Origin of the sequence: Exiguobacterium sp. s34 (genome assembly GCF_018617435.1) — a bacterium.
Taxonomy (GTDB): domain Bacteria; phylum Bacillota; class Bacilli; order Exiguobacteriales; family Exiguobacteriaceae; genus Exiguobacterium; species Exiguobacterium aestuarii.
Map to the genome: position 1 here is coordinate 60,507 of NZ_JACSKE010000003.1, position 26,466 is coordinate 86,972.

A 26,466-nucleotide genomic window follows, 5' to 3' on the forward strand; every position below is an offset into this window, starting at 1 on the left:
AGCGCTTACAATTTAGGAAACAAACTTGCTTATGGTATAGTGTAGAGTGCAAGGGGGGACAACGATGAATTTTGAACGGATGCTGACAAACGCAAAACAACTTGAGGGTTGTACAGTATCCATTGCGGGGGCAGCGGACGAAGAGGTCATTCGAGCCGTAAAACTCGCTACGGATCATGGATTGTCACGATTCATTTTATTTGGTGAAGCTCGGGAAATCCGAAAGTTATGTGAACAGTATGGAATCGACGAGTCAGCCGTCGATATTTTACATGCAAAAGGTGACGTTGAGATTGCGAGACGTGCCGCACTAGCCGTAAAAAACAAAGAGGCAGATGTGCTCATGAAGGGGATGGTGTCGACATCGACATTCATGAAAGCCGTCCTTAATCGGGAGGCAGGACTTCGTACGAAACGAACACTCAGTCATATCGCGCTATTTCAGATTCCGAATCGGGAAAAATTGATCGGTGTGACCGACGCCGCAATCCATATCGCGCCGACGCTCGAAGAAAAAGTAGAAATCATTCATAATGCGGTAGAAGCGATGCATGACATCGGTTACGTATCGCCCAAAGTCGCAGCAATCGGAGCTGTTGAAGTTGTCAATCCACAGATGAATGCGACGCTCGATGCCGCATTGCTCAGTCAAATGAATCGTAGGGGACAAATCAAAGGCTGTATCGTAGATGGACCGCTCGCCCTTGATAATGCAGTCGACATGGTCGCAGCGAAACAAAAAGGAATCAATAGTGAAGTAGCAGGGCAAGCTGATTTATTAGTCGTGCCATACATAGAGGTCGGCAACGTCCTTTATAAATCAATCATGTATTTCGCAGAGGCGAGCGTAGCGGCGATCGTCGTTGGCGCGTCTGCCCCTGTCGTATTGACGAGTCGTGCCGATACAGCGGAGGCGAAACTTTATTCTCTCGCATTCGCATTGTTACATGCTAAAAACTAATCGTACTTAACAGGAGGAACTGATCATGATGGAAACAAACACAGAACCACGCTTCCGTATTTTTGACGTCTTACAATCTGAGGATTACGAACAAATCGTATTTTGCCAAGACCAAGCGTCTGGACTAAAAGCAATCATTGCGATTCACGATACAACTCTTGGTCCTGCACTCGGTGGGCTTCGCATGTGGAACTATGAGTCAGAGCAAGAGGCACTCACCGATGTCTTACGTCTCGCTAAAGGAATGACGTATAAAAATGCGGCCGCCGGTCTCAACCTCGGTGGTGGGAAGGCTGTCATCATCGGAAATGCCAAGACGGATAAATCGGAAGCCCTCTTCCGTGCATTCGGTCGATACGTACAATCACTCAGCGGACGTTACATTACAGCTGAAGATGTGAACACAACGGTCGCTGATATGGACTTCATCCATATGGAGACAGACTATGTAACGGGTGTGAGCCCAGCGTTCGGTTCAAGCGGGAACCCTTCACCGGTGACAGCTTATGGTGTCTATCGCGGTATGAAGGCGGCTGCGAAATGGAAGTTTGGGACAGACTCTCTCGCTGGGAAGACGGTTGCAGTGCAAGGTGTCGGAAACGTAGCCTACAACTTATGCCGCCACCTTCATGAAGAGGGTGCACATTTGATCGTGACGGACATCAACGAAGAAGCGCTCAAACGTGCAGAAGCAGACTTTGGTGCGACGGTTGTTAAACCAGATGAGATTTATGGGGTCGAGTGTGACATTTTCGCTCCATGTGCACTCGGTGCAGTCATCAATGACAAAACGATTCCACAGTTGAAAGCGCAAATCGTCGCTGGTGCCGCGAATAACCAATTGGCTGAAGATCGTCACGGGGATGTGCTTGACGAGAACGGCATCCTCTACGCACCAGATTTCGTCATCAACGCTGGTGGTGTCATCAACGTCGCGGACGAACTCGAAGGATACAATCGCGAACGCGCAATGAAAAAGGTCGAACTCATCTATGACAACATGATGCGTGTCTTTGAAATCGCAGAGCGTGACGGCGTACCGACGCATGTGGCGGCTGACAAGATGGCAGAAGAACGTATTCATATGATGTCTCGTTCACGTAGTCAGTTCCTCAAAGTCGAAAAAAGCATTCTAGGGAGACGCTAAGATGACAAAACGGCTAATTCTTGCGATCAACCCAGGGTCGACTTCGACGAAAGTTGGATTGTTTGATGGGAAGGAAGAAGTGCTGACACGTACGGTCCGTCACGAGATGGACGTGACCGGTCTCAGCCTTCCTGAGCAGTTACCTCATCGTGAGCAAGAAGTACGTGCCTTGTTAGAAGAGACTGGCATCGCGGTCAATGACTTGACCGCGGTCGTCGGTCGTGGTGGATTGCTCGCACCGATGACGTCAGGGACATATACCGTTAACGAGCTGATGCAAGAAGACTTGACGAGCGGTCGCTTCGGGATGCATGCTTCGAACCTCGGGGGATTGATTGCATCAAAAATTGGTGAGAACGAAGGAATCCCGAGCTTTATCGTTGACCCGGTCGTTGTCGATGAGATGCATGAATTGGCAAGGAAGACTGGGATGGCTGAGATCAATCGCCGTAGTATTTTCCATGCCTTAAATCAAAAAGCAGTCGCTAAACGTTTTGCGGCCGAAAATGGAAGCGATTACAATGAGCTGAATTTGATAGTCGCTCACCTCGGCGGCGGGATCACAGTCGGCGCTCATTCACTTGGTCGCGTCATTGATGTAAATAACGGACTTGATGGTGACGGACCGCTTGCGCCAGAACGAGCGGGCTCAATTCCTGTTGGACAGGTAGTAGAACTATGTTATAGTACCAGGTATAAAGAATCGGAAATGAAAAAGAAAATTGTCGGTCAAGGTGGTTTGTTCGCGCATCTCGGTACGTTTGATGCGATTGAGATTGAGCAACGGATGGAATCAGGAGACGATGAGGCGAGACTCCTTTATGAAACGATGGCTTATCGTGTCGCACAAGAGATTTCAAAACATGGTGCGACGCTCAGTGGTCAGGTGGATGCCATCTTATTGACAGGTGGAATCGCCTATTCAGAATGGCTAACAGACAAGATTAAAGAGCGTGTCTCTTTCCTTGCGCCGGTTCACGTCTATCCGGGCGAAGATGAATTGAAAGCCTTGGCAGAAGGTGCGCTTCGCGTCATCGAGAAGGAAGAGGCCGCAAAAGAATATGAGGGGGATACACATGGCACGAGAATTTGATGTTGTCGTCATCGGCGGAGGACCAGGAGGATATGTGGCTGCAATCAAAGCGGCGCAGGCTGGTAAAACTGTCGCAATCGTTGAGGCGAGAAAATTAGGCGGCACCTGCTTACATAGAGGATGCATCCCGACGAAAGCTCTTTTAAAAGCTGCCCATGTCTATCAAACGGCGAAACAAGGTGCAACGTACGGCGTAGAAACGGGAGATGTGACGTTTAACATGGAACGGGCACAAACGTATAAGCGCGATCTCGTGGCCGGCCTTGAAAAAGGAATTGAGCATTTGATGAAACAAGGAAAGATTGAAGTGTTTCGCGGGAAAGCTTCGATTCTCGGACCAAGTATCTTCTCGCCACAACCAGGGACCGTTTCTGTTGAAGACGAAAACGGAGAGTCAGAACTTATCTTGCCGAACCAATTGATTATCGCAACAGGTTCGATTCCACGTGAACTTCCTGGGTTGCCATTCGATCATGAGCGGATTTTGAACTCGGACGATCTCCTCAATTTTGAAACGCTTCCTGAATCGATTGCGATTGTCGGCGGCGGTGTCATCGGAGTCGAATGGGCGTCCATGCTCGTCGATTTAGATGTGAATGTAACGTTGATTGAAGTTGGAGATCGTTTACTCCCACTTGAGGACAAGGCGGTCTCTCGCGAAGTGGAACGCTTATTGAAGAAGCGCGGCGTCCGTGTGAAGAAAAGCGTGACAGTCGATGCCGAACGAACGTTAGTTCATGAAGATGCAGTGGAGCTTGCTGTAGGTGAAGAAACGTTGAAGGTAGACTGTGTGCTCGTCTCGGTTGGCCGAGTCGCAAATACGGAAGACTTAGGACTTCAAAACACGTCCATCGTCGTGGAAAACGGAATTATTCAAGTCGATAGCCAGTATCGTACGAAAGAACGTCATATTTTCGCGATCGGAGACTGCATCGGGAAGTTACAACTTGCCCACGTCGCGTCTGCCGAAGGAGTGAAGGCGGTCGAAACGATTCTTGGGCTTGAGCCGACACCACTCGATTACATGCTTATCCCGCGTTGCGTATATAGCGTCCCAGAAGTTGCATCGGTTGGCTTGACAGAGGAAGCGGCAAAAGATGCCGGACATGATGTGAAGACAGGGACTTATCGTTTCAACGGTCTCGGGAAAGCACGAATTGAAGGGCAAGCCGACGGGTTCGTCAAACTTATTTCGGACAAAGAAACAGACGACCTTCTCGGTGTTCATATCGTCGGTCCAAAAGCGACTGAACTGATCACTGAAGGTGGACTGGCACTCGTCTTGAACGCGACTGCTTGGGAGATGGGGCAACTTGTACACCCACACCCTGCATTAAGCGAAGCCTTCCAGGAGGCAGCACTCGCTGTCGATGGATTACCGATTCACGCCTAAGGAGGAACAAGGATGGAACAGATGACTGTGAACTCATATGAAGAGCTTGGATTAACTAAACAAGATTTATTGGCGATGTACGAAACGATGGTGCGTGCGCGTAAAATCGATGAACGCATGTGGAAGTTGAACCGTGCCGGGAAAATCCCGTTCGTCGTCTCGTGTCAAGGACAAGAGGCAGCGCAGGTTGGTGCAGCGTTCGCCTTAGAAAAAGGAATTGACTACGTCTTGCCTTATTATCGTGACGTGGCGGTCGTCCTTCACTTCGGCCAAACATCAAGAGACTTGATGCTGTCGGCATTTGCGAAAGCGGAAGACCCAAACTCAGGCGGTCGTCAGATGCCTGGTCACTTCGGCTCGAAAGAGCATCGGATCGTGACAGGTTCATCTCCGGTCACGACCCAAGTCCCTCATGCGGTTGGAATCGCACTTGCTGCGAAGATGAAAAAGGAAGAACTCGTCACGTTCGTTTCGTTCGGTGAAGGTTCTTCTAACCAAGGTGATTTCCATGAAGGCGCAAACTTTGCAGGTGTCCATAAGTTGCCGGTCATCTTGTTCTGTGAGAACAACAAATATGCGATCTCCGTCCCACTTTCAAAACAGTTGGCGTGTGAGCGCGTATCAGACCGTGCAAAAGGTTACGGAATGCCTGGCGTGACAGTCGACGGGACAGATCCGATTGCCGTATACGCGGTCGTGAAGGAAGCGCGTGAACGTGCCCTTCGTGGAGAAGGACCGACGCTGATTGAAGCAGAAGTCGAACGTCTCGTGCCTCACTCATCAGATGATGACGATAAAGCATACCGTTCAGCCGAAGAATTGGCAGGATTAAAAGAACGGGACGGCATTCAAATGTTCCGTCAACGACTTGTGAACGATGGAATCGCAACAGCGGATATTCTCTCTGAAATCGATGCAAAAATCGATCTTGAAGTAAATGAAGCGACGACTTATGCGGACAAAGCACCATACGCATCGCCTGAATCTGCATTGGATTACGTCTACGAGGAGGAAAAATGATGAAAACGTTTATCGAAGCGATCAATGAAGCGATTCATGAAGAAATGGAGCGCGACGAGAACGTCTTCGTCGTCGGAGAAGACGTCGGCGTACGTGGTGGTGTATTCCGTGCCACACAAGGACTGATTGAAAAGTATGGAGAAGACCGTGTCATCGACGCACCGCTCGCTGAGAGCGCAATCGCAGGTGTTGGGGTCGGGGCTGCTATGTACGGGATGCGACCGATTGCAGAAATGCAATTCGCAGACTTTATCATGCCGGCAGTGAACCAAATCGTATCAGAAGCCGCTAAAATTCGATATCGTTCAAACAACGACTGGACGTGTCCGATGGTCATCCGTGCGCCTTTCGGTGGTGGTATTCACGGTGCACTCTATCACTCACAGTCTGTCGAGGCGATGTTCAGTTCGACGCCTGGTCTTAAAGTCGTCATTCCATCAGACCCAGTTGATGCAAAAGGATTGTTGAAGGCAGCAATCCGTTCGAACGACCCTGTCCTCTTCTTTGAACATAAGCGCGCCTATCGTCTATTAAAAGCAGACTTGCCGACGGACGAATACACGGTTGAAATCGGTAAAGCAGCTGTCAAACGTGAAGGGGACGATATCACAATCATCACATACGGTCTTTGCGTCCATATGGCTCAAGAAGCCGCGAAAACACTTGAAGAAGAAGGTATCAGCACGCACATCCTTGACCTTCGTACAGTTTATCCGCTTGATCAGGACGCAATCATTGAGTCAGTCAAGAAAACGGGTAAGGTGTTACTCGTGACAGAGGACAACAAAGAAGGAAGTATCATCGGAGAAGTTGCGGCGATTATTGCAGAGAAAGCGCTCTTTGAGCTCGATGCACCGATTGAACGCTTAGCAGGTCCTGATGTGCCGGCGATGCCTTATGCACCACCGATGGAAAAATTCTTTATCGTATCCCCAGAAAAAATTGCCGAGCGGGCCCGTCAGCTCGCCGCGTTTTAAGGAGGCGTCTCCATGGAACAAACGATTAAAATGCCCCAACTCGGTGAGAGTGTAACGGAAGGCACGATTACGACCTATCTCGTCAAGCCGGGCGACCGTGTGGAAGAATATGAACCACTCGCCGAAGTCATGACGGACAAAGTCACTGCAGAAATTCCGGCAACGAGCGCTGGTGTCGTGAAAGAATTCCTCATTCCAGAAGGTGAGACGGTCAGTGTCGGGACGCCTGTACTGACGATGGAAGTCGAGAGCGCAGAGGAAGCTGCGGCTGAGACGAAGACGGAGCCGGTCGCCGAAACTGCACCACCAGAGCCGGTTGCAGCGAAGCAAGCTGTCGCGACCGTTCCGAAAAAACAGAGTGGAAACGGTCGTTACTCGCCTGCGGTCATCCGACTCGCCAATGAGAATAATATCGATTTGAATGAATTGAGCGGAAGCGGTCTAGGCGGACGGATCACGCGGAAAGATATTCTTCGTTACTTATCAGAAGGGCGCCCGGCATCGACTCCTGAGCAAGCGACACAAGCACCTGTCCAGGAGACGATGGTACAAACGAAAATGGACGTTCCGACTGAAGCGCCAAGTCCTGCCGTCGAACCTTCACAACCAGTTGCTTCGACTTCTACAGGACGATACGAAACGATTCCGACAGCTGGTGTGCGTCAAGCGATTGCGAACAATATGGTTCGCTCGAAGCATGAGGCGCCACACGCATGGCTCATGATTGAAGTCGATGTGACGAACCTCGTCGAGGCGCGTGCGAAATTGAAAGATGAGTTTATGAAACGGGAAGGTGTCAAATTGACATTCATGCCATTCTTCATGAAAGCGGCCATCGAGGCGCTGAAGAAGTATCCGATGATGAACTCGGAATGGGCAGGTGATCACATCAAAGTGCACCAAGACATTCATCTGTCTGTGGCTGTCGCGGCAAATGAGGCACTCTACGTACCGGTCATTCGTCAAGCGGATGAGAAGAACATCAAAGGCCTTGCCGTGGCCCTTCAAGATGTGGCGTCACGTGCGCGTGAGAACCGTTTGAAAGCTGAAGAGATGCGTGGTGGGACGTTCACCATCAACAACACGGGTGCGTTTGGTTCAATCCAATCGGCACCAATCTTGAACTACCCGCAAGCGGCAATCTTATCGGTCGAATCAATCGTGAAACGTCCGGTCTGGATGAATGGCATGTTTGCGGCACGCGACATGGTCAACCTTTGTATGTCGGTCGACCATCGTGTCCTCGACGGTCTCGTCGCAGGTCAGTTCTTGCAAGCAATCAAGCAGTCGCTCGAATCGATCGACCCGGACACATATACAGTGTATTGATGTATAAAAATGGAGGCGCTCCCAGCGGGATGCCTCCATTTTTTTATGAATTATAGCCGAAGAATAGCGTGAAGAGAAAACTGACGGTCGAGACAAGTAAAAGGAAAAGTGAGAATGACATGCCGATTGAGACGAGCCATTTAGAAAGTCGTTGTTTGGATCTATGGAGCGCATACGCAAACATGAGACTGAATACGCCGAGCGTCGTGAATAATGTGAGCGGGATTGCTCGGTCTTGACACTCCCACGGTTAAAGCCGCAAGCTCAACCTTCGGGATGAGTGGGATTCTGAAGTGCTTGTGCGAGCGCAGTCCATTTCTGTTTTGCTCAAACCTTCAGATGAGGGTGTGTCATCACCCCTCCTGAGACAGACCCTATAGGTTCTCAGGCTGATTGACTGTCACCATCAATCACAGGTGCGGTTCGGATATTCATCGCACCGACTAAATCTCGATGTTTCTTAAACCCGCATTTACAGACATAAGCACGGTCTTTCACCTTGTTTCGTTCGCCACAAGAGGGACATGTCTGAGATGTGTATGCCGGGTCGACATACTCGACCTTGATCCCTTCTAGCTTCGCCTTGTATTTGATATATAATGCTAAGCGGTAGAACGACCATGTGTGCAGATTCTTATTGTTTTTACGGCTTGTTCTTGCCGTCTGTCGGATGTTCGCCAGCTTCTCTAGGCGAATGACAGAAATATTGTTCTCTTTTGCGAAGTCGACGATCTCACGGCTCACCTTGTGATCCCTGTCTTTCATCCAACGCTGTTCCTTGTTGTCCAACTTCTTGATTGCGTCCAGCTTCTTCTTTTGTCCGAGCTCTTTTCGTCTCGCCCGGAACTTTCGTTTCATGTACTTGTTCTCGCGACCGTTCCCGAAGAACCTCGCCTTGTCGCAATCGGTCGATGCGACCGCCGGGACTTTCAAGCCTAAATCCACACCAAGGATCCTTGAGCCCGTCTTTTCGATTGTGAGGATTGTAACGGCGATTTGGGCAATCCACTTATTAGACTTTTTCGTAATGCGCACCGCACCCAACTTGTTATTAAGAAGCGAGAAGTTGCGATTGTGTTTGTCGACCATTTCTGCTCTAATTGGTGTTTTCTTTGCTTTTCCATCTACCATGATAGGAAGAGAGATTGACTCGAAGTCAAACGAATAGTTCTGATTGTTCCATGTGCAGTAAGGTTTCTTTAGGATTGGGACTATTTCATATTTCGATTTCTTCGCTTTTTTAAATACGCTTTGGGCGTCTTTAATTATCTGATTCTTGACGGCACTAGGCAAATGAGCGCAAACACTTTTACTTGTCAATTTGAGCATCGCTTTAGCATCCACCATATCAGAGATAAGTTGATTGACCGTCTCGATATATGTTTCTGCCATGCTTTTTAAAACAACTTCCTGTTCTTTTGTCGGCTTCAGTTTAATGTTAACTGTCAGCGTCTGAGACACGGTGTCACCCCCTTGTTTTTTGTTGTCCGACATAACGTTTAATCGTTTCGCTCGATACATTTCCAGCGGTGGAGACGAAATAGGATCGTGTCCAGAGACTCGGCAAATGTTGAAGATGAGGAAATTCTTCTCTTAACTTTTTAGACGTTACTCCCTTTATTTTTGCCATGATGTCAGCAGGACTCAGTGTTGGAGGGGCGTTAAGGAACATATGCGTATGATCTGTATCGCATTCCAAGGCTATAATTTTGATATTCAGTTCTTCGCATATTTCGGACATCAAACCTTTGAAACGTATTTCTACATCGTTACGAAGGAATATCTTTCTTCTGTATCGAGGACAGAAAACGAAGTGATAATTGATTAGAGAAACAGTAGTATGAGTTCTTCTATAGTTGGTTTCCATATTAATATCGTGTCAGTTTAACCAACAAACTGCAACAAGAAGATTTCCAGATACTTGAAGCGCCAAAACCTTCGGATTTTTTACTGACACTCCGCATCCTGCCGAGCTTTCATCCCACCCCTAAAGGAGTGGGCTTTCCCGATCGGAAATTCTGTAAAAAAGGTAAAGTACATCCAAAGTTAAATCATCCTTACTAGTCATGCACTTTCGCAAATCGACGTTGATGGACACGATACATCGATGTGTTGATTACAACATACACTAGAAGGAACATCCAATATACAAAGAAATAGTCTAAAGCAAACGCGGGAATCCCATCATGTCTGACTGAAGAAAGCCAAAGCAAAAGGAGTGAGGTAGGGAAATGAATTAATAGTACAAGATAGGGCATGAACTTCATAAATGATAAGGCATTTGTCGACGGATTGCGCATGAGACACATGGCAAGTAAACCAATCAGCACTTCGAGCCCACCGAGCGTGAAGAAAGCGAGTGAGTCAGAGAAGCTGGTTTCTAGAATCGGTGAGGCAAGCGTCGCAAGACCCAGACTCCCGATGATTATTAAAGCGAACAAGATGTAGTCACCTCCAAAAAAGAGTTGATTCTATGTGTTTATTGTAAAATAATGGATGGTGAAATTCAACATCTCAGAAAAACACGCCATTCATAGAAATGGCGTGTCGGTAAGTTCATTATATCGATTGTTCAATCATCGATTCGATGTCGCGACGAACTTCAGCTGGTGACAAACGTGCGACATCATAGCGGACACGATGTGTCGATTCGTCCGTCCCCGTCAAGTCCGCAAACAGACTACCGAGATCATGGACGCTGCGATCGACTTGGATGAGCAATTCGATTGCGTCCTTGTCTTGTAAGATGACGACTTCGACCTCATCTAACTGACGACCGAAACGCGAACCGTTCGCAGAATATTCAAGTTCTTGTGCGATCGGAAGACGACCTGAACGATGACGTGCCGGGAGCATCTCTGTATCAGCCTTCTTCAGACGGAAACCGAGCTCGTCCATCGCATCTAAAATGACTTGTTGTGCCGCGTTCGGTTGAACGGTAATCGCATCTTCATCTTTCGGATCTACGGCTTGGGCAATATCGAGTCCTGTCTCAATCCATGATTTCGATTGGCTCACAGAGAGTGGCGTATTGAATGGAACGTTGACTGTGAATGGGATTTCTTTCACTTCTCCGGGACCAATCATGAACGGAGCTTCATTCAACAAGATTTTTTCAATCGTGAACGTCGAGTATGTCGACTTGTCGTTGACTTCGTGTTTATACAGCGTGTTGAAGAAAAGATAGATGCTGTCGACTGATTGTTCGACCGAACCACCTTCAATATGGACGACCCCATTGAGTTCTCCACCAGGCGTACAGTGGCTTTCATTCAGGCGTGTATCCACTTTTGCGGCACCAATTCCGATTGATGATAAAATCTTTTTAAACATATGTGTATCCTCCTTTGACGTAACGTCGTCTTCGTGTAATAGTATGTACGGACAGGTGAAACAATATGTTTCAAAATTTCTAAAAAAGGATTGAATCCATTGGAATATAAAGCGTTACAAGAGCGTCTAGAAGACGTGATCCAATCAAATCATCTCGTGTCGGCGACAATCAGTCAACCCCGTCAAAAATCAAGTGATCTCAAACGGGTCAAATTGAAACCGGTCATGCTTCGGAATGCGTATCATATCCAGTTCGAGTACCGGTATGAACGGGTCATGAATCATAAAAATCTGACACCGGATGAAGCCGTGACAGAATTGTTCGAACTTCTCGAAACGTTTAGACAAGGACAGTTCCAACTAAAGGAATCTGACCTCCAATTCCAGTTATCGAAAAAGTTCAAAGTGACATTGAAAGAAAAGCAAACGGCACAAAAAGAAATCCAGTTGAGCCATAATCGGGAGAAGCAGTATGTACTCCCGCTCGATGAGCCGGTCCCGTTCTTGATTCGACTTGGCATCCAGTCGAGTGACGGCAAAGTGAAGCGACAAAAGTACGACAAGTTCAAACAAATCAATCGTTTCCTTGAGTTCATTGAGGATTCGCTCAAACATTTACCGACAGACCGGACCGTTAGAATTTTGGACTTCGGTTCAGGGAAGTCGTACCTGACGTTTGCGCTCTATCACTTCCTTCATGAGATGAAAGGGTATGACGTGCATATCACAGGGCTCGATTTGAAGAAAGAAGTTATCGAAGAGTGCGCGTCAATCGCAAAAGATTTGGGATATGAACGGCTTGAGTTTTTAGTCGGGGACATCAATGAGTATGAAGGAGAGACGGCTGTCGATATGGTCGTGACCCTTCATGCTTGTGATGTGGCGACAGACATGGCGTTAGCACGCGCCGTGCGCTGGGGAGCGAAAGTCATTTTGAGCGTCCCTTGCTGTCAAAAGGAATTGAATCGCCAACTGCAAGCACCTAATTTAGACGTGATGCTTCAACATGGGTTGATTAAAGAGCGGTTCGCTTCGCTCGCGACCGATTCGATTCGGGCTGAACTCCTCGGACTTGTCGGCTATGATGCACAATTGCTTGAGTTCATCGATCTTGAGCATACGCCAAAGAATATTATGATTCGTGCCTATTTGACGAATCGTAAGGCGAGTGCCGAGACGAAAGCACGTTACCTCGCCTTTAAACAAATGTTACAGGCAGATCCATTCTTAGAACGGGAATTGAGCGATAGACTTGTCCTCGGGGTAGAACAAGACGTAAAATAAGAGAGTACAGACGAAATGTCGAAAGGGGAAACAACATGGATTTTCAATTATATTTTCAAGATGTAGTCGAACAAGCACGTAACGAAGTACGTGCTGCAGGATACACAGAGCTCACGACACCAGAAGAAGTAGACGGAGCACTGAAAAAAGAAGGAAAGACACTTGTACTCGTTAACTCGGTATGTGGTTGTGCAGGCGGAATCGCTCGTCCGGCAGCTGCTTACGTAAACAAGATGGAAGGCACCAAGCCTGATCATTTCGTAACCGTGTTTGCAGGTCAAGACCGTGAAGCGACAGATCGTGCACGCGAATATTTCGAAGGATACGCACCGTCTTCACCTTCGATTGCTCTCCTCGAGGATGGAAACATCGTGACGATGGTAGAGCGCAGTGAAATCGAGTCCTCAACGGCTGAAGAACTCGTCGACCAATTGCAAACATTGTTCGATATTTATTTCGCATAATCAAGCATCGGCGCAAAGGCACTGCCTTTGCGCTTTTGTGAAAAGGGGCAGTGTATATGGAACCAGTCATCAAAATTATGACGGAGGCAGAGTATATGATTGCCCTGTCACGCGGTGAAATCAATGAGCCGTCACTTCAATCGGAAGGGACAATCAAATGTTGCACACCGCAGCAAATCGGTAAGGTCGTCAAATCGTCCTATCCAGGAGAAGCAGTCGTCCTCGTCTCCCTTCACGTCAATCGACTAGGACAGTTGTTACATTATGAGTTAGATGAGGATGGAGAGCGCTATCCGCACGTGTATAGCGCCATCCCGATGTCTTCAGTCAAACAGGTCCAACCTTACGGGTCTCGCGACAACGGAACGGTCACTTATTTCGCTTTCGAGCGAATGTGACCTTCTTTTTTTTAATAAATTGCATGAATATACTTTACAAGTAATAATTATGTGTATATAGTGGTTGAAGACACAAGTCGGACAACTGATGTGTCATAGAACAGTTGAGCTACGTTCACACATATGTCATAATTTTGTTAAAGTTCTGATAATTATCATTCAACTACGAAAGGGAGATGAAGATGAAAAAAGGTTTTCTAGCATTATGTTTAGCAGGACTTGCCGCGTTCTCAGTCGCATGTGGGGCAGACGTGAACGAAGGAGGATCGACATCGACCGATGGTGAGGATGACAAAGTCATCGTCATGGGTACGAGTGCCGATTACTTCCCGTATGAATTCGTCGACACAGCGAACGGCGACGAAATCGTCGGATTTGATATCGACATCGCCAAAAAAGTGGCGGAAAACATGGGATATGAATTGAAAATTGAAGATATGGACTTCGGAAGCTTGCTCGGAGCACTCAACGCGGGTCGTGTCGACTTCGTCATGGCTGGTATGACACCGACGGAAGAGCGTAAAGAGAATGCCGATTTCTCGGATATCTATTTCACAGCGGTGAACTTGATCTTGTCGAAAGATGATTCTCTCCAATCACTTGAAGACTTGAAAGGCAAAAAGATTGGTGTTCAGCTCGGTTCAATCCAAGAAGGAATCGCACAGGACCAAATCACTGACGCTGAAATCGTCTCATTGAACAAGATTCCTGAGATCATCCAAGAAATCAAGACGGGACGTATTGACGCAATGGTCATCGAAGATACGGTCGCGAAGAAATACCTCGAGCAAGACAGCGAATTGACAACGTTCGAAATCGTAGACGAAGAAGAAGCAGGATCTGCTGCTGCCTTCCGTAAAGACGATGAGCTCCGTGATCAATTCAACGAAGAGTTGAAAAAGATGATCGACAGTGGAGAAATCGAAGAGTTAGCACAAAAATGGTTTGAAGAAGAGGCTGCACCAGCCGAATAATGAATCGTACGAGGCTGACTGAAGATGAATCGGTCAGCCCTTTTTTAGGAGGAACTTACAATGGATTTTAGCCGGATTTATGATTCTATCCCTTACATACTTGAAGGGATTCCAGTCATGTTCCAAGTGGTCATCGTCTCGGCATTGATCGGGATCTCACTTGGGATTGTCGTGGCAACACTAAAGATTGTCCCAAATCGTTTCATCAACTTTATTGGGCATGCGTATACGGCAGTGTTCCGTGGAACACCGCTCATCTTACAACTCGCCATTATTCACTTCGGATTACCGCAATTGACCGGCTATATCACGACACCGTATCAATCAGCGGTCATCGCTTTCTCATTAAACTCAGGAGCGTATATTTCTGAGATTATCCGGGCCGGTATTCAAGCGGTCGATAAAGGGCAATGGGAAGCCTCTGATGCTTTAGGTGTTCCATATGTAAAACAATTACGTTCAATCATCTTGCCACAGGCGTTCAAGAATATCTTGCCTGCCCTCGTCAACGAGATGATTACATTGACGAAAGAGTCGGCCCTCGTTTCGACGGTCGGGGTACTCGACATCATGCGCCGTGCACAGATTGTCGGTGGGCAGAAGGCGATCTACTTCGAACCGCTTCTATTCGCCGGTGTGATATACTTTACGATAGTGATGATCTTGACGTATCTTGGACAACGTCTAGAAAAACGGTTAAGAAAGAGTGATGGAAGATGATCGAAGTAAAAGACCTACACAAACAATTTGGTGACTTAGAAGTACTGAAGGGGATCACGACGACGATTGAACGTGGTGAAGTGGTCGCCGTCATCGGACCGTCTGGGTCTGGTAAATCGACATTTCTGCGTTGCTTGAACATGCTAGAAATCCCGACAAGCGGGACGGTCAGTGTGGATGGGTTCGAACTCACGAAAAAAGGGGCGAACGTTGCGAAGGCGCGCCAAAATATCGGGATGGTATTCCAACAGTTTAATCTGTTCCCGCACATGAGCGTATTGGACAATTTGACGTACGCACCAGTCAACGTTTTGAAAGTAAGCAAGACTGAAGCACTCGAGCGCGCAAAAAAATTGCTCGAACGTGTTGGGCTCTCTGAGAAAATCGACGCCTATCCGAGCCAACTCTCGGGTGGACAAAAACAACGTGTCGCCATCGCGCGTGCGTTAGCGATGGAACCGAACGTCATGTTGTTCGATGAGCCGACTTCGGCACTTGACCCAGAGATGGTCAACGAAGTACTTGATGTCATGAAAGGGTTGGCTGAGACCGGAATGACGATGGTTGTCGTCACACACGAAATGGGGTTTGCTCGTGAAGTGGCAGACCGCGTTCTCTTCCTTGATGAAGGAATTTTGATGGAAGAAGGAAAACCGGCCGATTTGTTGTTAAATCCCCAGACCGATCGTGCGAAACGTTTCTTAGAAAAAGTGTTGTAATCTGAACTTACGAAGGAAGGATGAATACACGTGAAAATCACCTATTATGGACATGCGACTGTTGGATTTGAGATTGATGGCGTAAACGTGTTGATCGATCCATTTTTGACGAGTAACCCTCATACGGAAGTAGACCCTTCTACACTGCGACCAGACTATTTGTTGCTCACCCACGCTCATTTTGATCATATCGAAGATGTCGAGTTGATTGCGAAAGAGACAGGGGCAACGATTGTGGCGACGCATGAGCTCGCGACCTATTATGAGAAGAAAGGCTTTTCTGTACATGGAATGAATATCGGTGGTGGACACGCCTTCCCATTCGGGCGCGTCACGATGACGCAAGCCTTCCATAGTTCGAGTTTTGACATGGGGGACACACCGATCTATATGGGAATGCCGGCCGGATTCATCATCGAGACGAATGAGTTGACGCTCTATCACGCAGGAGACACGAGTCTTTTCTCCGATATGAAGATGTACGGAGAACGTTTTGAAATCGATGTCGCTTTCCTTCCAATCGGTGATAACTTCACGATGGGACCTGCAGACGCGTTAGATGCGGCCCAGTGGCTACAAGCAAAACGAGTCGTCCCAATCCACTTCGATACGTTCCCACCGATTAAGCAGGATGCTCAGGCGTTTTGTGACCAGTTACATCGTCGCGGTCTTCTAATTGAACCGAACACGACAATTGAGATTTAAATATGGAGATGATTCAGACGACGAAGCAGTTCGTCGAACAGATTCATGAAAACGACCATTCAGGGCATGACAGCGCTCATATTGAGCGTGTCGTTCGACTGGTGGAGCGCTTGATGGAGGATGAGCCTGTCGACAAGACAGTGCTCATCCTTGCTGCGTATCTACATGACGTGGAAGACCATAAGCTTGGTCGACCGAAAGGGCTCGTCAAACAACATCTGAATGCTATCGACATCACTGATGAGCAAGCAAACTTGGTGCTGACCTTAATCGATGAAGTCTCTTTCTCAAAAGGAAGAGAGCCTACGACCCGCGAAAGTGAAATTTTACAAGATGCCGACCGATTAGACGCAATCGGAGCAATCGGTATTGCTCGCACGTTCCAATTCGCCGGTTCTCGCGGAACACCGCTCGATTTGTCGGAAGAGAGTGCCATTCAACATTTTCATGATAAATTGTTGAAGTTGGCGCCGATGATGCATACCGCAAAAGCGAAACAGTTAGCGATGTCACGTCATGCGTTCATGCAACAGTTTCTAGAGCAGTTTCACGAAGAGTGGGATGGCGTGGATAATTGAAAGGACGACCGAGATACATGTCTCGGTCGTCCTTTTGATTAGAATGGATGTTTATTCAGCCAATGACCGCCATCAAGAGAGATACAATCTCCATTTAAATAGCGCATCTCGTCAGAAGCAATCCAGTAAGCCAAGTCAGCGATTTCTTCCGGTGTCCCGAAGCGTCCGAGTGGAACGTTCCGACGAATCCGCTCTACTTCTTTCACGTGAGACACGAGTTTTTCCGCACCGCCTGTCCGTTCAATCGGTCCTGGACTGATGGCGTTGACTCGAGCCCCAAATTGATAGCCCCATTCAACAGCGAGCGTTCTCGTTAAATTGAGGACGCCGGCTTTCGCTGCCGCACTCGGTGCCACACCAGGTCCTGCCTGCCATGCATACGAGGCGACCATATTAATGATTGAGCCGCCACGTAGTTCTTCTGCCTCCCAATGTTTCCCGAGTACATGGGTGCAGTTGAATGTTCCGTTCAAGACGATGTCAATGACACTTGACCAACCGTTCGGTGACAAATCGAGTGTCGGACAGACGAAGTTACCTGCCGCGTTATTAACGAGCGCGTGGACTGGACCGTAAGCGGATGCGATGTCAGCGAGTGCTTGAGCGCATCCTTCATAGTCACGAACATCATGTTGCACACTCATCGCCTGACCTGCTTCGATTGCGTTCAGTTCGTTCATCGCTTCTAGTAGTCGTTCCTCGTTTCGACCACTGATGGCCACATTCCATCCTTCTTGCTTAAATTTTAAGGCCATCGCTTTCCCCATACCAGACGATCCTCCGGTAATCCAAATCGTTTTCATATTGATTCCCCCTCAAAAATGAATAGTCGTTCATTTTACTTATTCGTCTTCTAATTTAAAATTCCTTCAATGAGATATCGTTTGATGTTGAATCATTTCTTCGACAAGAAGCGTATATAGAATATGATACGATTGAAGTGAGTGAGATGACGTCAATCCAATGGAAGGTGTAGATGAGACATGAAGCGAATGTTAGGGATAACTATTTTCAGTCTTATAATTGTGATGGCGCTTATCTTTACGAATATGAAAGATGCTGATGATTCGTCCGCACCGTTTGAAAAGGTGACGAATTCTCAAGTCGAAACTAAGACCGTTCCTGAAATTGAGCTGAATCATGGTTATGATCGCAATCAATACATGAAATGGGTCGTATGGGAAAAATTGATTCCAATCATCACGGAACGGTATGGAGAGTCAAGTGAGCAAGTGCACGACAACAATCGACTCATCGAGCTTTACGAGGATGAAGTCAAGGGCACTCTATAAATAAATAATACGTGAATCAGCCCGACTCATTTGAGCCGGGCTACTGTTCATTGGATTTGTTTTAACTGTTTCAAGCCGAGTTCACGATCGATTGAATACATCGTACCGGCGACTTTCTCGCCCCAGTATGGGTCTGACGCGTAAAAGATATTGATCCCTTCTTGCTTGTTCCCCGGGTAGTCTCCGCGTGCGTATGGACCTTTTACATATTTCGTGGCGAACAATTCGGCAGCCGCATCAACGCTCGCTTCAATCGTTTCAAACGATGTTGCGTTTCCGCTCGGGTCGTCATCGGTCGCTCGAAATCCAAATAAGTTACGTTTTTCTCGAGCAATGTCGGACGTTCCAAATTTCGACTCATGACCGGCTACGGCGAGTAAGAATAACGCATTGATGCCATACGTTTCTTCTGCCTGTTTGAAAGCATCCCCCTCTCCGGCGAGTGGGGAGTCGATGGATTGTAAATACTGATCAAATGCTTTGGCGGAATACGGTGTTGTTGATTGAATCGAAGCGAATTGATAGGGAGAGTCGAAGACGTCCCGGACGCGTTCCGTGTAGAAACGCTCTTCTGAACGCTTCTCTGTCGGTCCAACGAGGAACGTGCCGGCGAGATTTGCATTCGCCTCGACCGAGTGATACACATCCCCATCCCGAATCTCATAATAGCCGCGTCTCTCTACGACAGCTTCTGGGAACAATGCCATCTGATCTGGCTTTACATAGACGTCTGCGCCTGAGATGCGTACTTTCAAGTGGTCATCGCCTCGCTCGAGCAGTTGTAGTCTCGTACCGCCAGCGACATAGGACTGACGTTTTTTGAACGATTGATCTTCATATAGGTTCGTGATCGCATCGCTCGGTGTCACGACTACACCAGTTCCTGTGAAGTCGAGGACTTCTCCTGAAGGAGAGAATAAGGTGCGGTTGTTTCCAGCCGCCATGTATCGTTTTGCTTCAGTAAGGGATTCGAACGATCTCGTGACACGGTCTCCGTTCGTGACGGTTTCGACGGTGTACGAGTCAGGACGTTCGGACTGGATCCATAAAAATGAGGCGATGGCAATACTGAGTGTCGCGACCATCGGCCAAAGTGTACGTTTTTTCTTTCGTTTCAATCAGATCACTTCCAAACTTTTGAATTGCCAAACGAGTTGATTTAGTCAACAATTTGATGGAGAAGGGGGAAATCAGTATGAAAATTGGAACGCGGACGTTAAAGACCGCGGTCGCAGCGGGTATCGCAATGCTCATTTCCGAGACGATTCATCTTGATTATTTTGTATTTGCAGCCATTATCGCTATTTTGAGTATTCAAGAGACTCGGAAAAAATCCATTCGCGCTTCGTATGAGCGTGTCATGGCGAGTCTTCTCGCCATTGGGATGGGTGCCGCGATGTTTACGTTACTCGGTTATTCACCGGTGACGCTCACACTTTATTTTGTCATCTTCATTCCACTCGTACAACAATTGAAACTGCAAGATGGGCTCATTACAAGTGTCGTCATCTTGACGCACCTTTATACCGAGGCGCAATTTTCGCTCGAATTGTTCATCAATGAGTTATTACTCATCGCTATCGGTGTCGGTGTCGGACTTGTCGTCAACATGTATATGCCGACGCTCGACCGTGAAATCGAACGAATCAAAGACAATATCGACCGTTCGCTCGCCGTACTCTTTTACGATGTGGCAGCATGTGTAGAGACAGGTGTGTATAATAACCATTCGATGATGCTGATCAAGACGAGGGACTATTTGAAAGAAGGGAAAGATTTGGCCCTTCGGCGTATGGGTAACTCGATCGGAAAACGGAATGAAGATATGGACTATCTCTACTTCCGAATGCGAGAGCGACAATACGATATTTTGAAACGCGTCGCTGACAACGCCAGAGAGATTACGATGGTCGTCAATGAAGCAAAGCCTGTTGCCACATTTTTGCGTCGCGTCGGGGACCATGTGAATGAACAAGCGGATGCTTCGGTCTTTCTGCAAGAACTTGAAGAGATGATTGAGCACTATCGAAAAAACGTACCTCTCCCCACGACACGTGAAGAATTTGAGGTACGCTCATCCTTGTTGAATATTTTGTCGGATGTGAAAAGTTATTTGATCTTGAAAGAGCGTTATATTTTGCTCTTAAAAGAACATGGTCATGCTCGAGAGAAACGTGCTGATCAAAAAGATTGAGACGATGACGATGACGCCGATTTGAATGATGCGTTGTCGTCTTTTTTGCTTTTTCTTCATAACTTGCCTCCATGTACGTGTTTGCCATCATTGTACAGAATGGAAAAGATTCGTGCAATCTAAGGGAGTTTGTTATAATGGTCAAGAAATGTTTGGATGGAGGGATGTTGTTTATGGTAAACGAGACACGAGTGCTCGACACATTTTTAGGATTGGTCGGCATCGATTCAGAAACGAAAGAAGAGGCTGTCATCTGTGAACATTTGAAAGCCGTATTCACAGAGCTTGGTTGCGACGTCTATGAGGATGACGCATCAACAAAGACAGCGCACTCTGGTAATAACTTGATCATCACGTTGCCTGCAACGAAAGAGAATGTCGATCCGATATACTTCACGGCTCACATGGACACGGTGACTCCTGGTAAGGGAATCAAAACGAGCATCAAAGACGGATACGTCGTGACAGACGGGACGACAATTCTCGGAGCGGATGATAAGACTGGCCTCACGGCGATGATCGAACTCGTTCGCGTGTTGAACGAAAAACAGATTCCACACGGACAAATCCAATTCGTCATCACGGTAGGGGAAGAATCAGGACTCGTCGGGGCGAAAGTCTTGGATTTATCAAAAATCGATGCGAAGTTTGGTTTTGCACTTGACTCGGACGGCCCGGTCGGTGACATCATCGTCGCAGCACCGACACAAGCGAAAGTAAATGCGAAAATTTACGGGAAGACGGCCCATGCAGGTGTCGCTCCAGAGAAGGGTATTTCAGCGATTCAAATCGCAGCGAAAGCCATCGCGAAGATGCCACTCGGTCGAATCGATGAAGAGACAACGGCAAATATCGGTCGCTTCGAAGGGGGACGTGCCACAAACATCGTGTGTGACTACGTCGAAGTACTCGCTGAGGCCCGTTCGCTCATTCACGAGAAGATGGAAAAGCAGGCGGAAACGATGAAACAAGCCTATATCGAAGTGGCGGAGTCGTTTGGTGGTCGTGCTGAAGTCGACATCGACATCATGTATCCAGGATTCAAGTTTGAAGAAGGTGACGAAGTCGTCGAGGTCGCGAAACGTGCGGCGGCGACAATCGGACGTCCGACACGAATCTTACACTCAGGCGGCGGTTCGGATGCGAACGTGATCGCCGGTGGTGGGATCCCGACGGTCAACTTGGCGGTTGGTTATGAAGAAATTCACACGACGAACGAACGCATGCCTCTTGAAGAGTTATACAAACTCGTCGAGTATGTCGTCACAATCGTTGAAGAAGTTGCATCACCTAAGAAATAAAAAAAGAGCCGACCATTCGTCGGCTCTTCGTATGTGTTCGTACTCGTTATGCTGCGAACTCCAGAGACTCTAAAATCAACTCGTCTGTGCAATGAAGTTCGATCGCTATGTCGTGAATGCGGATAGAGGTGCCTTGTTCCTGTTGGTGCAAGCGATTCATCAAAGCTGCGCGATCTCGAATCGTCTCGTAAATTGATTCGGGTTGTTCTGCCTTGGTCATCACAAATCACATCCTTTTCAGCGATTACCACAAGTATAGCATGGAACGGACTTGAAGAAAGGACTAAATTATTTATGAAGTTACAGTTTTTAGGAACTGGATCAGGTATGCCATCAAAGCAGCGAAACGTGTCAGGTCTCGCACTCGTCTTACCTAAAGTCACCTGGTTGATTGACTGTGGAGAAGGTACGCAACATCAGATGCTCTACACGAAAGTCAAACCACGAAAAGTGACGGCGGTATGGGTGACGCATTTGCACGGCGACCATGTTTTCGGATTACCTGGATTTTTATCGACACGTTCAGCACTGGATGGAACGGAACCCCTCACGGTTTATGGACCGAAAGGATTGAAAAAGTGGCTTGAAGCGACGCTTCGTGTCACGGGTTCTCATCTCGGTTATGAGCTGAATGTCATCGAGTTCACGGATGGAGACACATTTGAACAAGACGGTCACATCATCACTGTGCGAAAATTAGAGCACCGTTTCCCATCTTACGGTTTTCGAATTCAAGGACCTGAAAAGCCAGGGACTCTTTGCGTTGATCGAGTGAGAGCGCTCGGGATTCCGAGTGGACCGATCTATAAAACAATCAAAGAAGAAGAACGGTTTGAATATGAAGGAAAATGGTATGACTCTAAAGAATACGTCACTGAACCGACTCCGGGTAAAGTCGTCGCAATTCTCGGAGATACGACCCCTTGTGAAAACGCTCGGATTTTGGCAGAAGGTGCGGACCTTCTCATTCATGAAGCAACATTTATGGAAAGTGAACAGCCGCTCGCGCGGAAATATGGTCACTCGACGACGCGTGAGGCGACAACGCTTGCGAAGGCGTCTGCTGTCAATCAATTGATTGTCACGCATATTTCAGCTCGTTATGTCGGGCGAGAGGAAGAGTTTGAGCAAGAGGTCGTATCGGACTTTCCGTCGAGTATAGTTGCGACCGACTTTTTAGAATATACAGTGGGGGATTGATGTGACCATTCAACTCTATGTGTGGGCAGCGTTCTTAGTAATCAGCATCTTGTTAGGTGTTCGATTGAACCAGTTAAAAGAGCCGGAAGCCAATTTCTTTCCGAAGTTCTTATTCTATTCACTGCTTGGGATCGTTTCGTTTCCAATCGGCGGTTTTCATATCCCAATCGGGTTTTTATTGTCTTTTTTATTCTTCCCGAAACAGAATAGTCGCTATAAATGGTATGGAGCACTTTTAGGATTCTTCTTCTTTATCGTCTTATTATTCGTACCGTTATTTGACCAATCTGGATTTCGTACAGAATCCCAGCAAATCGGTGCTGTTTCCGTCACGGATGAGTCATTCGATGAGATGACGGAGAAGGTATTGCAACGAATCAATAGTGATTCAATCAAGCTAGACCGAGGTAAGCTTCAAATTGATCGGGAAGGGAACGTCCAAACGATTGAGTATTTACTGATGGTCGAGCGAGCCGAATCGTTCCAGCAAATTCGCGTGACATATGGAGAGGGACAACTTTCCTATGAACAAGTCGATGAACTACGAATAGAATCGGGACAGGCGTTTTTTGAAAAGCTCGTCGAATTCGATCATATGTTATCGACATTGAGAGGACCGTCATGGGAAGAGTACACAGATGTCGTCGCCGCGCCGATTTTACAACTCTCTTATGATGGGCTTTACGACATGTATACGTTCGAAAACGAGTCGATGCTTATGATCAACCGAGACGATGAACTCGTTAAGTTTTGGCTGCAGCGAGAACCGGTCCTTGCTAACAGTATCCAGCTCGTCGGACTGACGCAGGAGGGCCGTAGTACAGGCGAGCGCTATGCGATTCTATATAATTATTCGATACACCAACGAGAGGATTTGACAGATCAATGAAACCGTATGTAACCATTACTCTATTAGCTACGGCGCTACTTGCCGGATGTGGCGGGGAAGAAGCGCAGCAAGAATCGTGTGGTGTAAGTCCGACCATCTCCGTCTATAACGCAGCGACCGAAGAAACACTTTATCAAGAGAAAAGTGTTTGCTTAGAAGAAGATGCGACCGTGCTCGATGCGTTGAAAGCGACAGGACTCGACCTTGAAGTGACAGGGAGTGGTGACATGTCTTACGTAACGGCAATTGAAGGAATTGAAGAAAAATCAGAAGGACAATCGTCAGGATGGGTATTTGCTTTTAACGGTGCTCCGGGAGATGAGGGAGCGGGCGCTAAAGAAGTAGAGTCGACGGATGTCATTCAATGGCGGTTCGAAGAAGATGCAGTGGCTTTCTTCGAATGAGGCAGATTGGGAGCGGAGACATCCTGTCACGCTCCTTTTCTATCTACTCTGTCATTTATATGTGCTGATGAATGTTGAAACAACCACGTTTTTCGTGATAGGGCTTATTCTTCTGCTCCTCATCGAGCGTCGTTTCCCTTGGCCGATGTTATCTGTACTTGTTGCTTTCGGAATCATTTCGATTTTACCCATACTCATTGGTTGGGAGATTTCTTTTACGTACATATGGCGTCAGATTTTAAAATTAGCCGCTTTTCTACTCGGCATGTTATGGATTTCTCGAATCATTCGTCTCGAACGATTGCTCCCACTCTTATCGAACTTCCCCCGCTCGTCCTCACTCTTATACGGTGCATGGGCACTCATCCCGGCATTGGAGCAGGCGGTACGTCAGGCAATCAGAAGTCATCCGAAAGCGTCTTGGCGAGACGCGGTCCAAATTGGTATTGAGCGACAGCAAGATGAGCCGAAGTTCGCGGTCGAACCAATGCGACGCTTTCGTATAGAGGATTTTTTCCAAATCGTGCTCATTGGAGCCATTTGTGCGCTTTCCCTTCATCTGTTTATCGGACTTTGGCTCATCTATCCATATCTCACGAAAGGAGGGGTGCGTGATGCAATGGTTATCATACGCTGACGGTTCGTTCGAACGATTCGTAGAACGATATCGCCCCCGCGTGATCGAGATGAATCAATCTTTCTCAGGAAAGGTTGGACACTTATTATCAAGTGTTGATCCATTTCGTGGGGCGGAAATTGCGACGCTTTTACAAATCGATGCGCTTTATCCGAAGCGATTTGATGCGTGTTCAAGCGGGGAACAACAAATTGTGCGGGTCGCCTATGCCTTGTTAGATCGACCAGATTCAATCGTCCTCATCGAACCGTTTCGACATTTAGATTCATTTCGAAGAGAACATTTAAAGATGTTGCTCCGTCGGATCTCCGGAATCGGTGTACAAATCGGTTATACCGAGCGGGCAAAAGAATCTTCGGGCGAGATGACGTTCACCTTCAATGAATCGACGACGCTACCTTCAATCGATGCAACCGACGTGTCTTATCGACATCCTCTTCAAGCGACGTATGCGATTGATCATGTGACGGTCCAGATGAATGAGCCTGGACTCACGGTCATTGTCGGGACGAACGGGAGTGGAAAGTCGACATTGCTCGAACTGTTGGCCAGAAGCAGACGACCGCTCCAAGGACGGATGAAGCGCGGGGAGCGGGCGGTCTACCTTCCTGCCGACCCAGAAGTTGGACCGTTCCCGAAAGCAGAGAAGCGACGGGTCGCTCAACTTCAATCTGTCCTACACGATCCGTCGGGCGTTCTTCTACTCGATGAACCTACTGTCGATTTGACAAGTGGAGAGCGTGACGCGTTTCTCGACGCATTGCAACAGAAGGCGAAGTCAGCCCTTGTGGTCTGTGCGACACATGATATGGAGCTGATTCAGACTGCGACAGATGTGATTTATCTGGCGAACGGTCAAATCGTCTTTCAAGGAGATCGCATCCTTTTCCAAGATCGGAGCACGCTATGGTCACATACGTCCTCGCCATCCTGATTGCAATTGTCGTTCTGTATCGGTTCGAAAAATCTTCCACCCCGATTCAACCGCTCGTTCAACTGTTAGCACTTGCGGTCATCGGTCGCTGGCTCTTCATGACGATTCCAAATGTCCAACCGACGACGGCCATCATCATGTTGACCGCTTTACTGATCGGCTTGAACGGGGCAGCCATCCTTTCGCTCTTTGTCCCGATTCTGTCAGGACTTTTGCTCGGAATTGGTCCGTTCGTGTTCTATCAATTTTTAGGATGGCTTCTCGTCGTAATGCTCGTTCATTTATTTCGTCCGATTCTAATGAAGTCAACAGTCCTCTTCTTGATCCTCGGTTTGCTATCTGGATTCCTGTATGGATGGACCACAAATTTGGCATTAATTGAAGTGGTCGGCATGGATGTCGTGAAGTTGTTGTTGCTTAGCTTTCCATTTGATTTTGCTCATGGGATTTCTAACGTCGTCTTTTTAATCATGATTCGTCCATTATTTGAGCGCATATTCCTTCATCAACTCGGGTAAAT

Annotated in this window: 31 protein-coding genes; 24 read left to right on the plus strand and 7 right to left on the minus strand. The window is 47.6% G+C overall.

Going from position 1 to position 26,466, the window contains the following annotated elements:
• Window positions 1–64: 64 nt before the first annotated feature.
• Genes yqiS through KNO87_RS07240 form a run of 7 tightly spaced genes read left to right on the plus strand, consistent with a single transcriptional unit; the run spans window position 65 to window position 7,920 of the window.
• Window positions 65–961 (plus strand): phosphate butyryltransferase, encoded by an 897-nt coding sequence (gene yqiS / locus KNO87_RS07210; protein ID WP_214794695.1) that lies wholly within the window; start codon window positions 65–67, stop codon window positions 959–961.
• A gap of 25 nt (window positions 962–986) precedes the next feature.
• A complete protein-coding gene (locus KNO87_RS07215) occupies window positions 987–2,108 on the plus strand; it encodes a Glu/Leu/Phe/Val family dehydrogenase (RefSeq protein WP_214787544.1) in 1,122 nt (373 codons plus the stop codon).
• Between the two features lies 1 nt (window position 2,109).
• On the plus strand, window positions 2,110–3,201 hold the full coding sequence (gene buk / locus KNO87_RS07220) for a butyrate kinase (protein ID WP_214794697.1): 1,092 nt from the start codon (window positions 2,110–2,112) through the stop codon (window positions 3,199–3,201).
• The gene (lpdA, locus tag KNO87_RS07225) at window positions 3,185–4,594 is read left to right on the plus strand and encodes a dihydrolipoyl dehydrogenase (RefSeq protein ID WP_214794699.1); all 1,410 of its coding nucleotides are present in this window, start codon (window positions 3,185–3,187) and stop codon (window positions 4,592–4,594) included. The genes buk and lpdA overlap by 17 nt, the downstream gene beginning before the upstream one ends.
• A 12-nt stretch (window positions 4,595–4,606) precedes the next feature.
• Window positions 4,607–5,614, plus strand: a complete 1,008-nt coding sequence (locus KNO87_RS07230) for a thiamine pyrophosphate-dependent dehydrogenase E1 component subunit alpha (protein ID WP_371816658.1) — start codon at window positions 4,607–4,609, stop codon at window positions 5,612–5,614.
• Window positions 5,614–6,591, plus strand: coding sequence for an alpha-ketoacid dehydrogenase subunit beta (locus KNO87_RS07235; RefSeq protein ID WP_214782433.1), 978 nt, complete (start codon window positions 5,614–5,616; stop codon window positions 6,589–6,591). The genes KNO87_RS07230 and KNO87_RS07235 overlap by 1 nt, the downstream gene beginning before the upstream one ends.
• A 12-nt stretch (window positions 6,592–6,603) precedes the next feature.
• Window positions 6,604–7,920, plus strand: a complete 1,317-nt coding sequence (locus tag KNO87_RS07240) for a dihydrolipoamide acetyltransferase family protein (protein WP_214794700.1) — start codon at window positions 6,604–6,606, stop codon at window positions 7,918–7,920.
• Between the two features lie 384 nt (window positions 7,921–8,304).
• Here the strand turns inward: KNO87_RS07240 and KNO87_RS07245 are convergent, their stop codons facing one another.
• The 4 genes from KNO87_RS07245 to KNO87_RS07260 form a co-directional block, all read right to left on the minus strand.
• Window positions 8,305–9,381 carry an RNA-guided endonuclease InsQ/TnpB family protein gene (locus KNO87_RS07245; protein WP_214794702.1) on the minus strand — a complete coding sequence of 359 codons (1,077 nt, stop codon included), beginning with the start codon at window positions 9,379–9,381 and terminating at the stop codon, window positions 8,305–8,307.
• Window positions 9,382–9,385: 4 nt separating this feature from the next.
• Window positions 9,386–9,787 (minus strand): IS200/IS605 family transposase, encoded by a 402-nt coding sequence (gene tnpA, locus KNO87_RS07250; protein ID WP_214794704.1) that lies wholly within the window; start codon window positions 9,785–9,787, stop codon window positions 9,386–9,388.
• Between the two features lie 193 nt (window positions 9,788–9,980).
• Window positions 9,981–10,361, minus strand: a complete 381-nt coding sequence (locus KNO87_RS07255) for a hypothetical protein (RefSeq protein ID WP_214794706.1) — start codon at window positions 10,359–10,361, stop codon at window positions 9,981–9,983.
• Window positions 10,362–10,479: 118 nt separating this feature from the next.
• Complete coding sequence (locus KNO87_RS07260; RefSeq protein WP_214794708.1) at window positions 10,480–11,253, minus strand: sporulation protein; 774 nt, start codon at window positions 11,251–11,253, stop codon at window positions 10,480–10,482.
• Between the two features lie 99 nt (window positions 11,254–11,352).
• Between KNO87_RS07260 and KNO87_RS07265 the strand changes: the two genes are divergently transcribed.
• From KNO87_RS07265 to KNO87_RS07300, 8 genes are all read left to right on the plus strand, one after another.
• Window positions 11,353–12,537: a class I SAM-dependent methyltransferase gene (locus KNO87_RS07265; RefSeq protein ID WP_214794710.1), complete on the plus strand. Its 1,185-nt coding sequence runs from the start codon at window positions 11,353–11,355 to the stop codon at window positions 12,535–12,537.
• A gap of 35 nt (window positions 12,538–12,572) precedes the next feature.
• Window positions 12,573–13,001 (plus strand): BrxA/BrxB family bacilliredoxin, encoded by a 429-nt coding sequence (locus KNO87_RS07270; protein ID WP_214787554.1) that lies wholly within the window; start codon window positions 12,573–12,575, stop codon window positions 12,999–13,001.
• 56 nt (window positions 13,002–13,057) lie between these two features.
• Complete coding sequence (locus KNO87_RS07275; RefSeq protein WP_214794712.1) at window positions 13,058–13,399, plus strand: DUF952 domain-containing protein; 342 nt, start codon at window positions 13,058–13,060, stop codon at window positions 13,397–13,399.
• Between the two features lie 182 nt (window positions 13,400–13,581).
• Entirely contained in the window at window positions 13,582–14,373 is a 792-nt protein-coding gene (locus KNO87_RS07280) for a transporter substrate-binding domain-containing protein (protein ID WP_012726549.1), read from the plus strand.
• Window positions 14,374–14,433: 60 nt separating this feature from the next.
• A complete protein-coding gene (locus KNO87_RS07285; protein WP_214787558.1) occupies window positions 14,434–15,093 on the plus strand; it encodes an amino acid ABC transporter permease in 660 nt (219 codons plus the stop codon).
• Window positions 15,090–15,812, plus strand: coding sequence for an amino acid ABC transporter ATP-binding protein (locus KNO87_RS07290; protein WP_214748098.1), 723 nt, complete (start codon window positions 15,090–15,092; stop codon window positions 15,810–15,812). The genes KNO87_RS07285 and KNO87_RS07290 overlap by 4 nt, the downstream gene beginning before the upstream one ends.
• 30 nt (window positions 15,813–15,842) lie before the next feature.
• Window positions 15,843–16,517, plus strand: coding sequence for a metal-dependent hydrolase (locus KNO87_RS07295; RefSeq protein ID WP_214748101.1), 675 nt, complete (start codon window positions 15,843–15,845; stop codon window positions 16,515–16,517).
• A 2-nt stretch (window positions 16,518–16,519) separates the two neighbouring features.
• Window positions 16,520–17,095, plus strand: coding sequence for an HD domain-containing protein (locus tag KNO87_RS07300; RefSeq protein ID WP_214794714.1), 576 nt, complete (start codon window positions 16,520–16,522; stop codon window positions 17,093–17,095).
• A gap of 38 nt (window positions 17,096–17,133) precedes the next feature.
• Here KNO87_RS07300 and fadH read toward each other — a convergent pair whose 3' ends face one another.
• The gene (gene fadH, locus KNO87_RS07305) at window positions 17,134–17,898 is read right to left on the minus strand and encodes a 2,4-dienoyl-CoA reductase (RefSeq protein ID WP_214794716.1); all 765 of its coding nucleotides are present in this window, start codon (window positions 17,896–17,898) and stop codon (window positions 17,134–17,136) included.
• A 180-nt stretch (window positions 17,899–18,078) separates the two neighbouring features.
• Between fadH and KNO87_RS07310 the strand changes: the two genes are divergently transcribed.
• Window positions 18,079–18,387 (plus strand): hypothetical protein, encoded by a 309-nt coding sequence (locus KNO87_RS07310; RefSeq protein WP_214794718.1) that lies wholly within the window; start codon window positions 18,079–18,081, stop codon window positions 18,385–18,387.
• Window positions 18,388–18,434: 47 nt separating this feature from the next.
• On the opposite strand, the gene KNO87_RS07315 is transcribed toward KNO87_RS07310, so the two are convergent.
• Window positions 18,435–19,505, minus strand: coding sequence for an N-acetylglucosaminidase (locus KNO87_RS07315; RefSeq protein ID WP_251126780.1), 1,071 nt, complete (start codon window positions 19,503–19,505; stop codon window positions 18,435–18,437).
• 77 nt (window positions 19,506–19,582) lie between these two features.
• On the opposite strand from KNO87_RS07315, the gene KNO87_RS07320 reads away from it, so the two are divergent.
• Both KNO87_RS07320 and KNO87_RS07325 read left to right on the plus strand, forming a co-directional pair.
• On the plus strand, window positions 19,583–20,581 hold the full coding sequence (locus KNO87_RS07320) for an aromatic acid exporter family protein (RefSeq protein WP_214794720.1): 999 nt from the start codon (window positions 19,583–19,585) through the stop codon (window positions 20,579–20,581).
• 173 nt (window positions 20,582–20,754) lie between these two features.
• A complete protein-coding gene (locus KNO87_RS07325) occupies window positions 20,755–21,882 on the plus strand; it encodes a M20/M25/M40 family metallo-hydrolase (RefSeq protein WP_214787570.1) in 1,128 nt (375 codons plus the stop codon).
• A gap of 46 nt (window positions 21,883–21,928) precedes the next feature.
• On the opposite strand, the gene KNO87_RS07330 is transcribed toward KNO87_RS07325, so the two are convergent.
• A complete protein-coding gene (locus KNO87_RS07330) occupies window positions 21,929–22,102 on the minus strand; it encodes a hypothetical protein (protein ID WP_214692882.1) in 174 nt (57 codons plus the stop codon).
• Window positions 22,103–22,176: 74 nt separating this feature from the next.
• On the opposite strand from KNO87_RS07330, the gene rnz reads away from it, so the two are divergent.
• From rnz to KNO87_RS07360, 6 genes are read left to right on the plus strand one after another with little or no spacing between them, the layout of a single operon-like run.
• A complete protein-coding gene (rnz, locus tag KNO87_RS07335; RefSeq protein ID WP_214787572.1) occupies window positions 22,177–23,082 on the plus strand; it encodes a ribonuclease Z in 906 nt (301 codons plus the stop codon).
• 1 nt (window position 23,083) lies between these two features.
• Entirely contained in the window at window positions 23,084–23,971 is an 888-nt protein-coding gene (locus KNO87_RS07340) for a hypothetical protein (RefSeq protein ID WP_214787574.1), read from the plus strand.
• On the plus strand, window positions 23,968–24,375 hold the full coding sequence (locus KNO87_RS07345) for a DUF4430 domain-containing protein (protein ID WP_214794722.1): 408 nt from the start codon (window positions 23,968–23,970) through the stop codon (window positions 24,373–24,375). Before KNO87_RS07340 ends, KNO87_RS07345 begins: the two co-directional genes overlap by 4 nt.
• The gene (locus tag KNO87_RS07350) at window positions 24,326–25,012 is read left to right on the plus strand and encodes a hypothetical protein (RefSeq protein ID WP_251126781.1); all 687 of its coding nucleotides are present in this window, start codon (window positions 24,326–24,328) and stop codon (window positions 25,010–25,012) included. The genes KNO87_RS07345 and KNO87_RS07350 overlap by 50 nt, the downstream gene beginning before the upstream one ends.
• Entirely contained in the window at window positions 24,990–25,946 is a 957-nt protein-coding gene (locus tag KNO87_RS07355) for an ATP-binding cassette domain-containing protein (protein ID WP_214794724.1), read from the plus strand. The genes KNO87_RS07350 and KNO87_RS07355 overlap by 23 nt, the downstream gene beginning before the upstream one ends.
• The gene (locus KNO87_RS07360) at window positions 25,919–26,464 is read left to right on the plus strand and encodes a hypothetical protein (protein WP_214794726.1); all 546 of its coding nucleotides are present in this window, start codon (window positions 25,919–25,921) and stop codon (window positions 26,462–26,464) included. Before KNO87_RS07355 ends, KNO87_RS07360 begins: the two co-directional genes overlap by 28 nt.
• The last annotated feature ends 2 nt before the right edge of the window (window positions 26,465–26,466 follow it).

Excerpts from the sequence above, each read along its gene's own strand:
- buk (WP_214794697.1), top strand. The coding sequence starts at position 2,110 with ATGACAAAACGGCTAATTCTTGCGATCAACCCAGGGTCGACTTCGACG.
- KNO87_RS07280 (WP_012726549.1), top strand. The coding sequence starts at position 13,582 with ATGAAAAAAGGTTTTCTAGCATTATGTTTAGCAGGACTTGCCGCGTTC.
- KNO87_RS07270 (WP_214787554.1), top strand. The coding sequence starts at position 12,573 with ATGGATTTTCAATTATATTTTCAAGATGTAGTCGAACAAGCACGTAAC.
- yqiS (WP_214794695.1), top strand. The coding sequence starts at position 65 with ATGAATTTTGAACGGATGCTGACAAACGCAAAACAACTTGAGGGTTGT.
- KNO87_RS07275 (WP_214794712.1), top strand. The coding sequence starts at position 13,058 with ATGGAACCAGTCATCAAAATTATGACGGAGGCAGAGTATATGATTGCC.
- KNO87_RS07300 (WP_214794714.1), top strand. The coding sequence starts at position 16,520 with ATGGAGATGATTCAGACGACGAAGCAGTTCGTCGAACAGATTCATGAA.
- rnz (WP_214787572.1), top strand. The coding sequence starts at position 22,177 with ATGAAGTTACAGTTTTTAGGAACTGGATCAGGTATGCCATCAAAGCAG.
- tnpA (WP_214794704.1), bottom strand. The coding sequence starts at position 9,787 with ATGGAAACCAACTATAGAAGAACTCATACTACTGTTTCTCTAATCAAT.
- KNO87_RS07310 (WP_214794718.1), top strand. The coding sequence starts at position 18,079 with ATGAAGCGAATGTTAGGGATAACTATTTTCAGTCTTATAATTGTGATG.
- KNO87_RS07235 (WP_214782433.1), top strand. The coding sequence starts at position 5,614 with ATGAAAACGTTTATCGAAGCGATCAATGAAGCGATTCATGAAGAAATG.
- KNO87_RS07350 (WP_251126781.1), top strand. The coding sequence starts at position 24,326 with ATGTCATTCAATGGCGGTTCGAAGAAGATGCAGTGGCTTTCTTCGAAT.
- KNO87_RS07330 (WP_214692882.1), bottom strand. The coding sequence starts at position 22,102 with ATGACCAAGGCAGAACAACCCGAATCAATTTACGAGACGATTCGAGAT.
- KNO87_RS07230 (WP_371816658.1), top strand. The coding sequence starts at position 4,607 with ATGGAACAGATGACTGTGAACTCATATGAAGAGCTTGGATTAACTAAA.
- KNO87_RS07290 (WP_214748098.1), top strand. The coding sequence starts at position 15,090 with ATGATCGAAGTAAAAGACCTACACAAACAATTTGGTGACTTAGAAGTA.
- KNO87_RS07240 (WP_214794700.1), top strand. The coding sequence starts at position 6,604 with ATGGAACAAACGATTAAAATGCCCCAACTCGGTGAGAGTGTAACGGAA.
- KNO87_RS07260 (WP_214794708.1), bottom strand. The coding sequence starts at position 11,253 with ATGTTTAAAAAGATTTTATCATCAATCGGAATTGGTGCCGCAAAAGTG.
- KNO87_RS07285 (WP_214787558.1), top strand. The coding sequence starts at position 14,434 with ATGGATTTTAGCCGGATTTATGATTCTATCCCTTACATACTTGAAGGG.
- KNO87_RS07355 (WP_214794724.1), top strand. The coding sequence starts at position 24,990 with ATGCAATGGTTATCATACGCTGACGGTTCGTTCGAACGATTCGTAGAA.
- KNO87_RS07360 (WP_214794726.1), top strand. The coding sequence starts at position 25,919 with ATGGTCACATACGTCCTCGCCATCCTGATTGCAATTGTCGTTCTGTAT.
- KNO87_RS07215 (WP_214787544.1), top strand. The coding sequence starts at position 987 with ATGATGGAAACAAACACAGAACCACGCTTCCGTATTTTTGACGTCTTA.
- KNO87_RS07325 (WP_214787570.1), top strand. The coding sequence starts at position 20,755 with ATGGTAAACGAGACACGAGTGCTCGACACATTTTTAGGATTGGTCGGC.
- KNO87_RS07345 (WP_214794722.1), top strand. The coding sequence starts at position 23,968 with ATGAAACCGTATGTAACCATTACTCTATTAGCTACGGCGCTACTTGCC.
- lpdA (WP_214794699.1), top strand. The coding sequence starts at position 3,185 with ATGGCACGAGAATTTGATGTTGTCGTCATCGGCGGAGGACCAGGAGGA.
- fadH (WP_214794716.1), bottom strand. The coding sequence starts at position 17,898 with ATGAAAACGATTTGGATTACCGGAGGATCGTCTGGTATGGGGAAAGCG.
- KNO87_RS07320 (WP_214794720.1), top strand. The coding sequence starts at position 19,583 with ATGAAAATTGGAACGCGGACGTTAAAGACCGCGGTCGCAGCGGGTATC.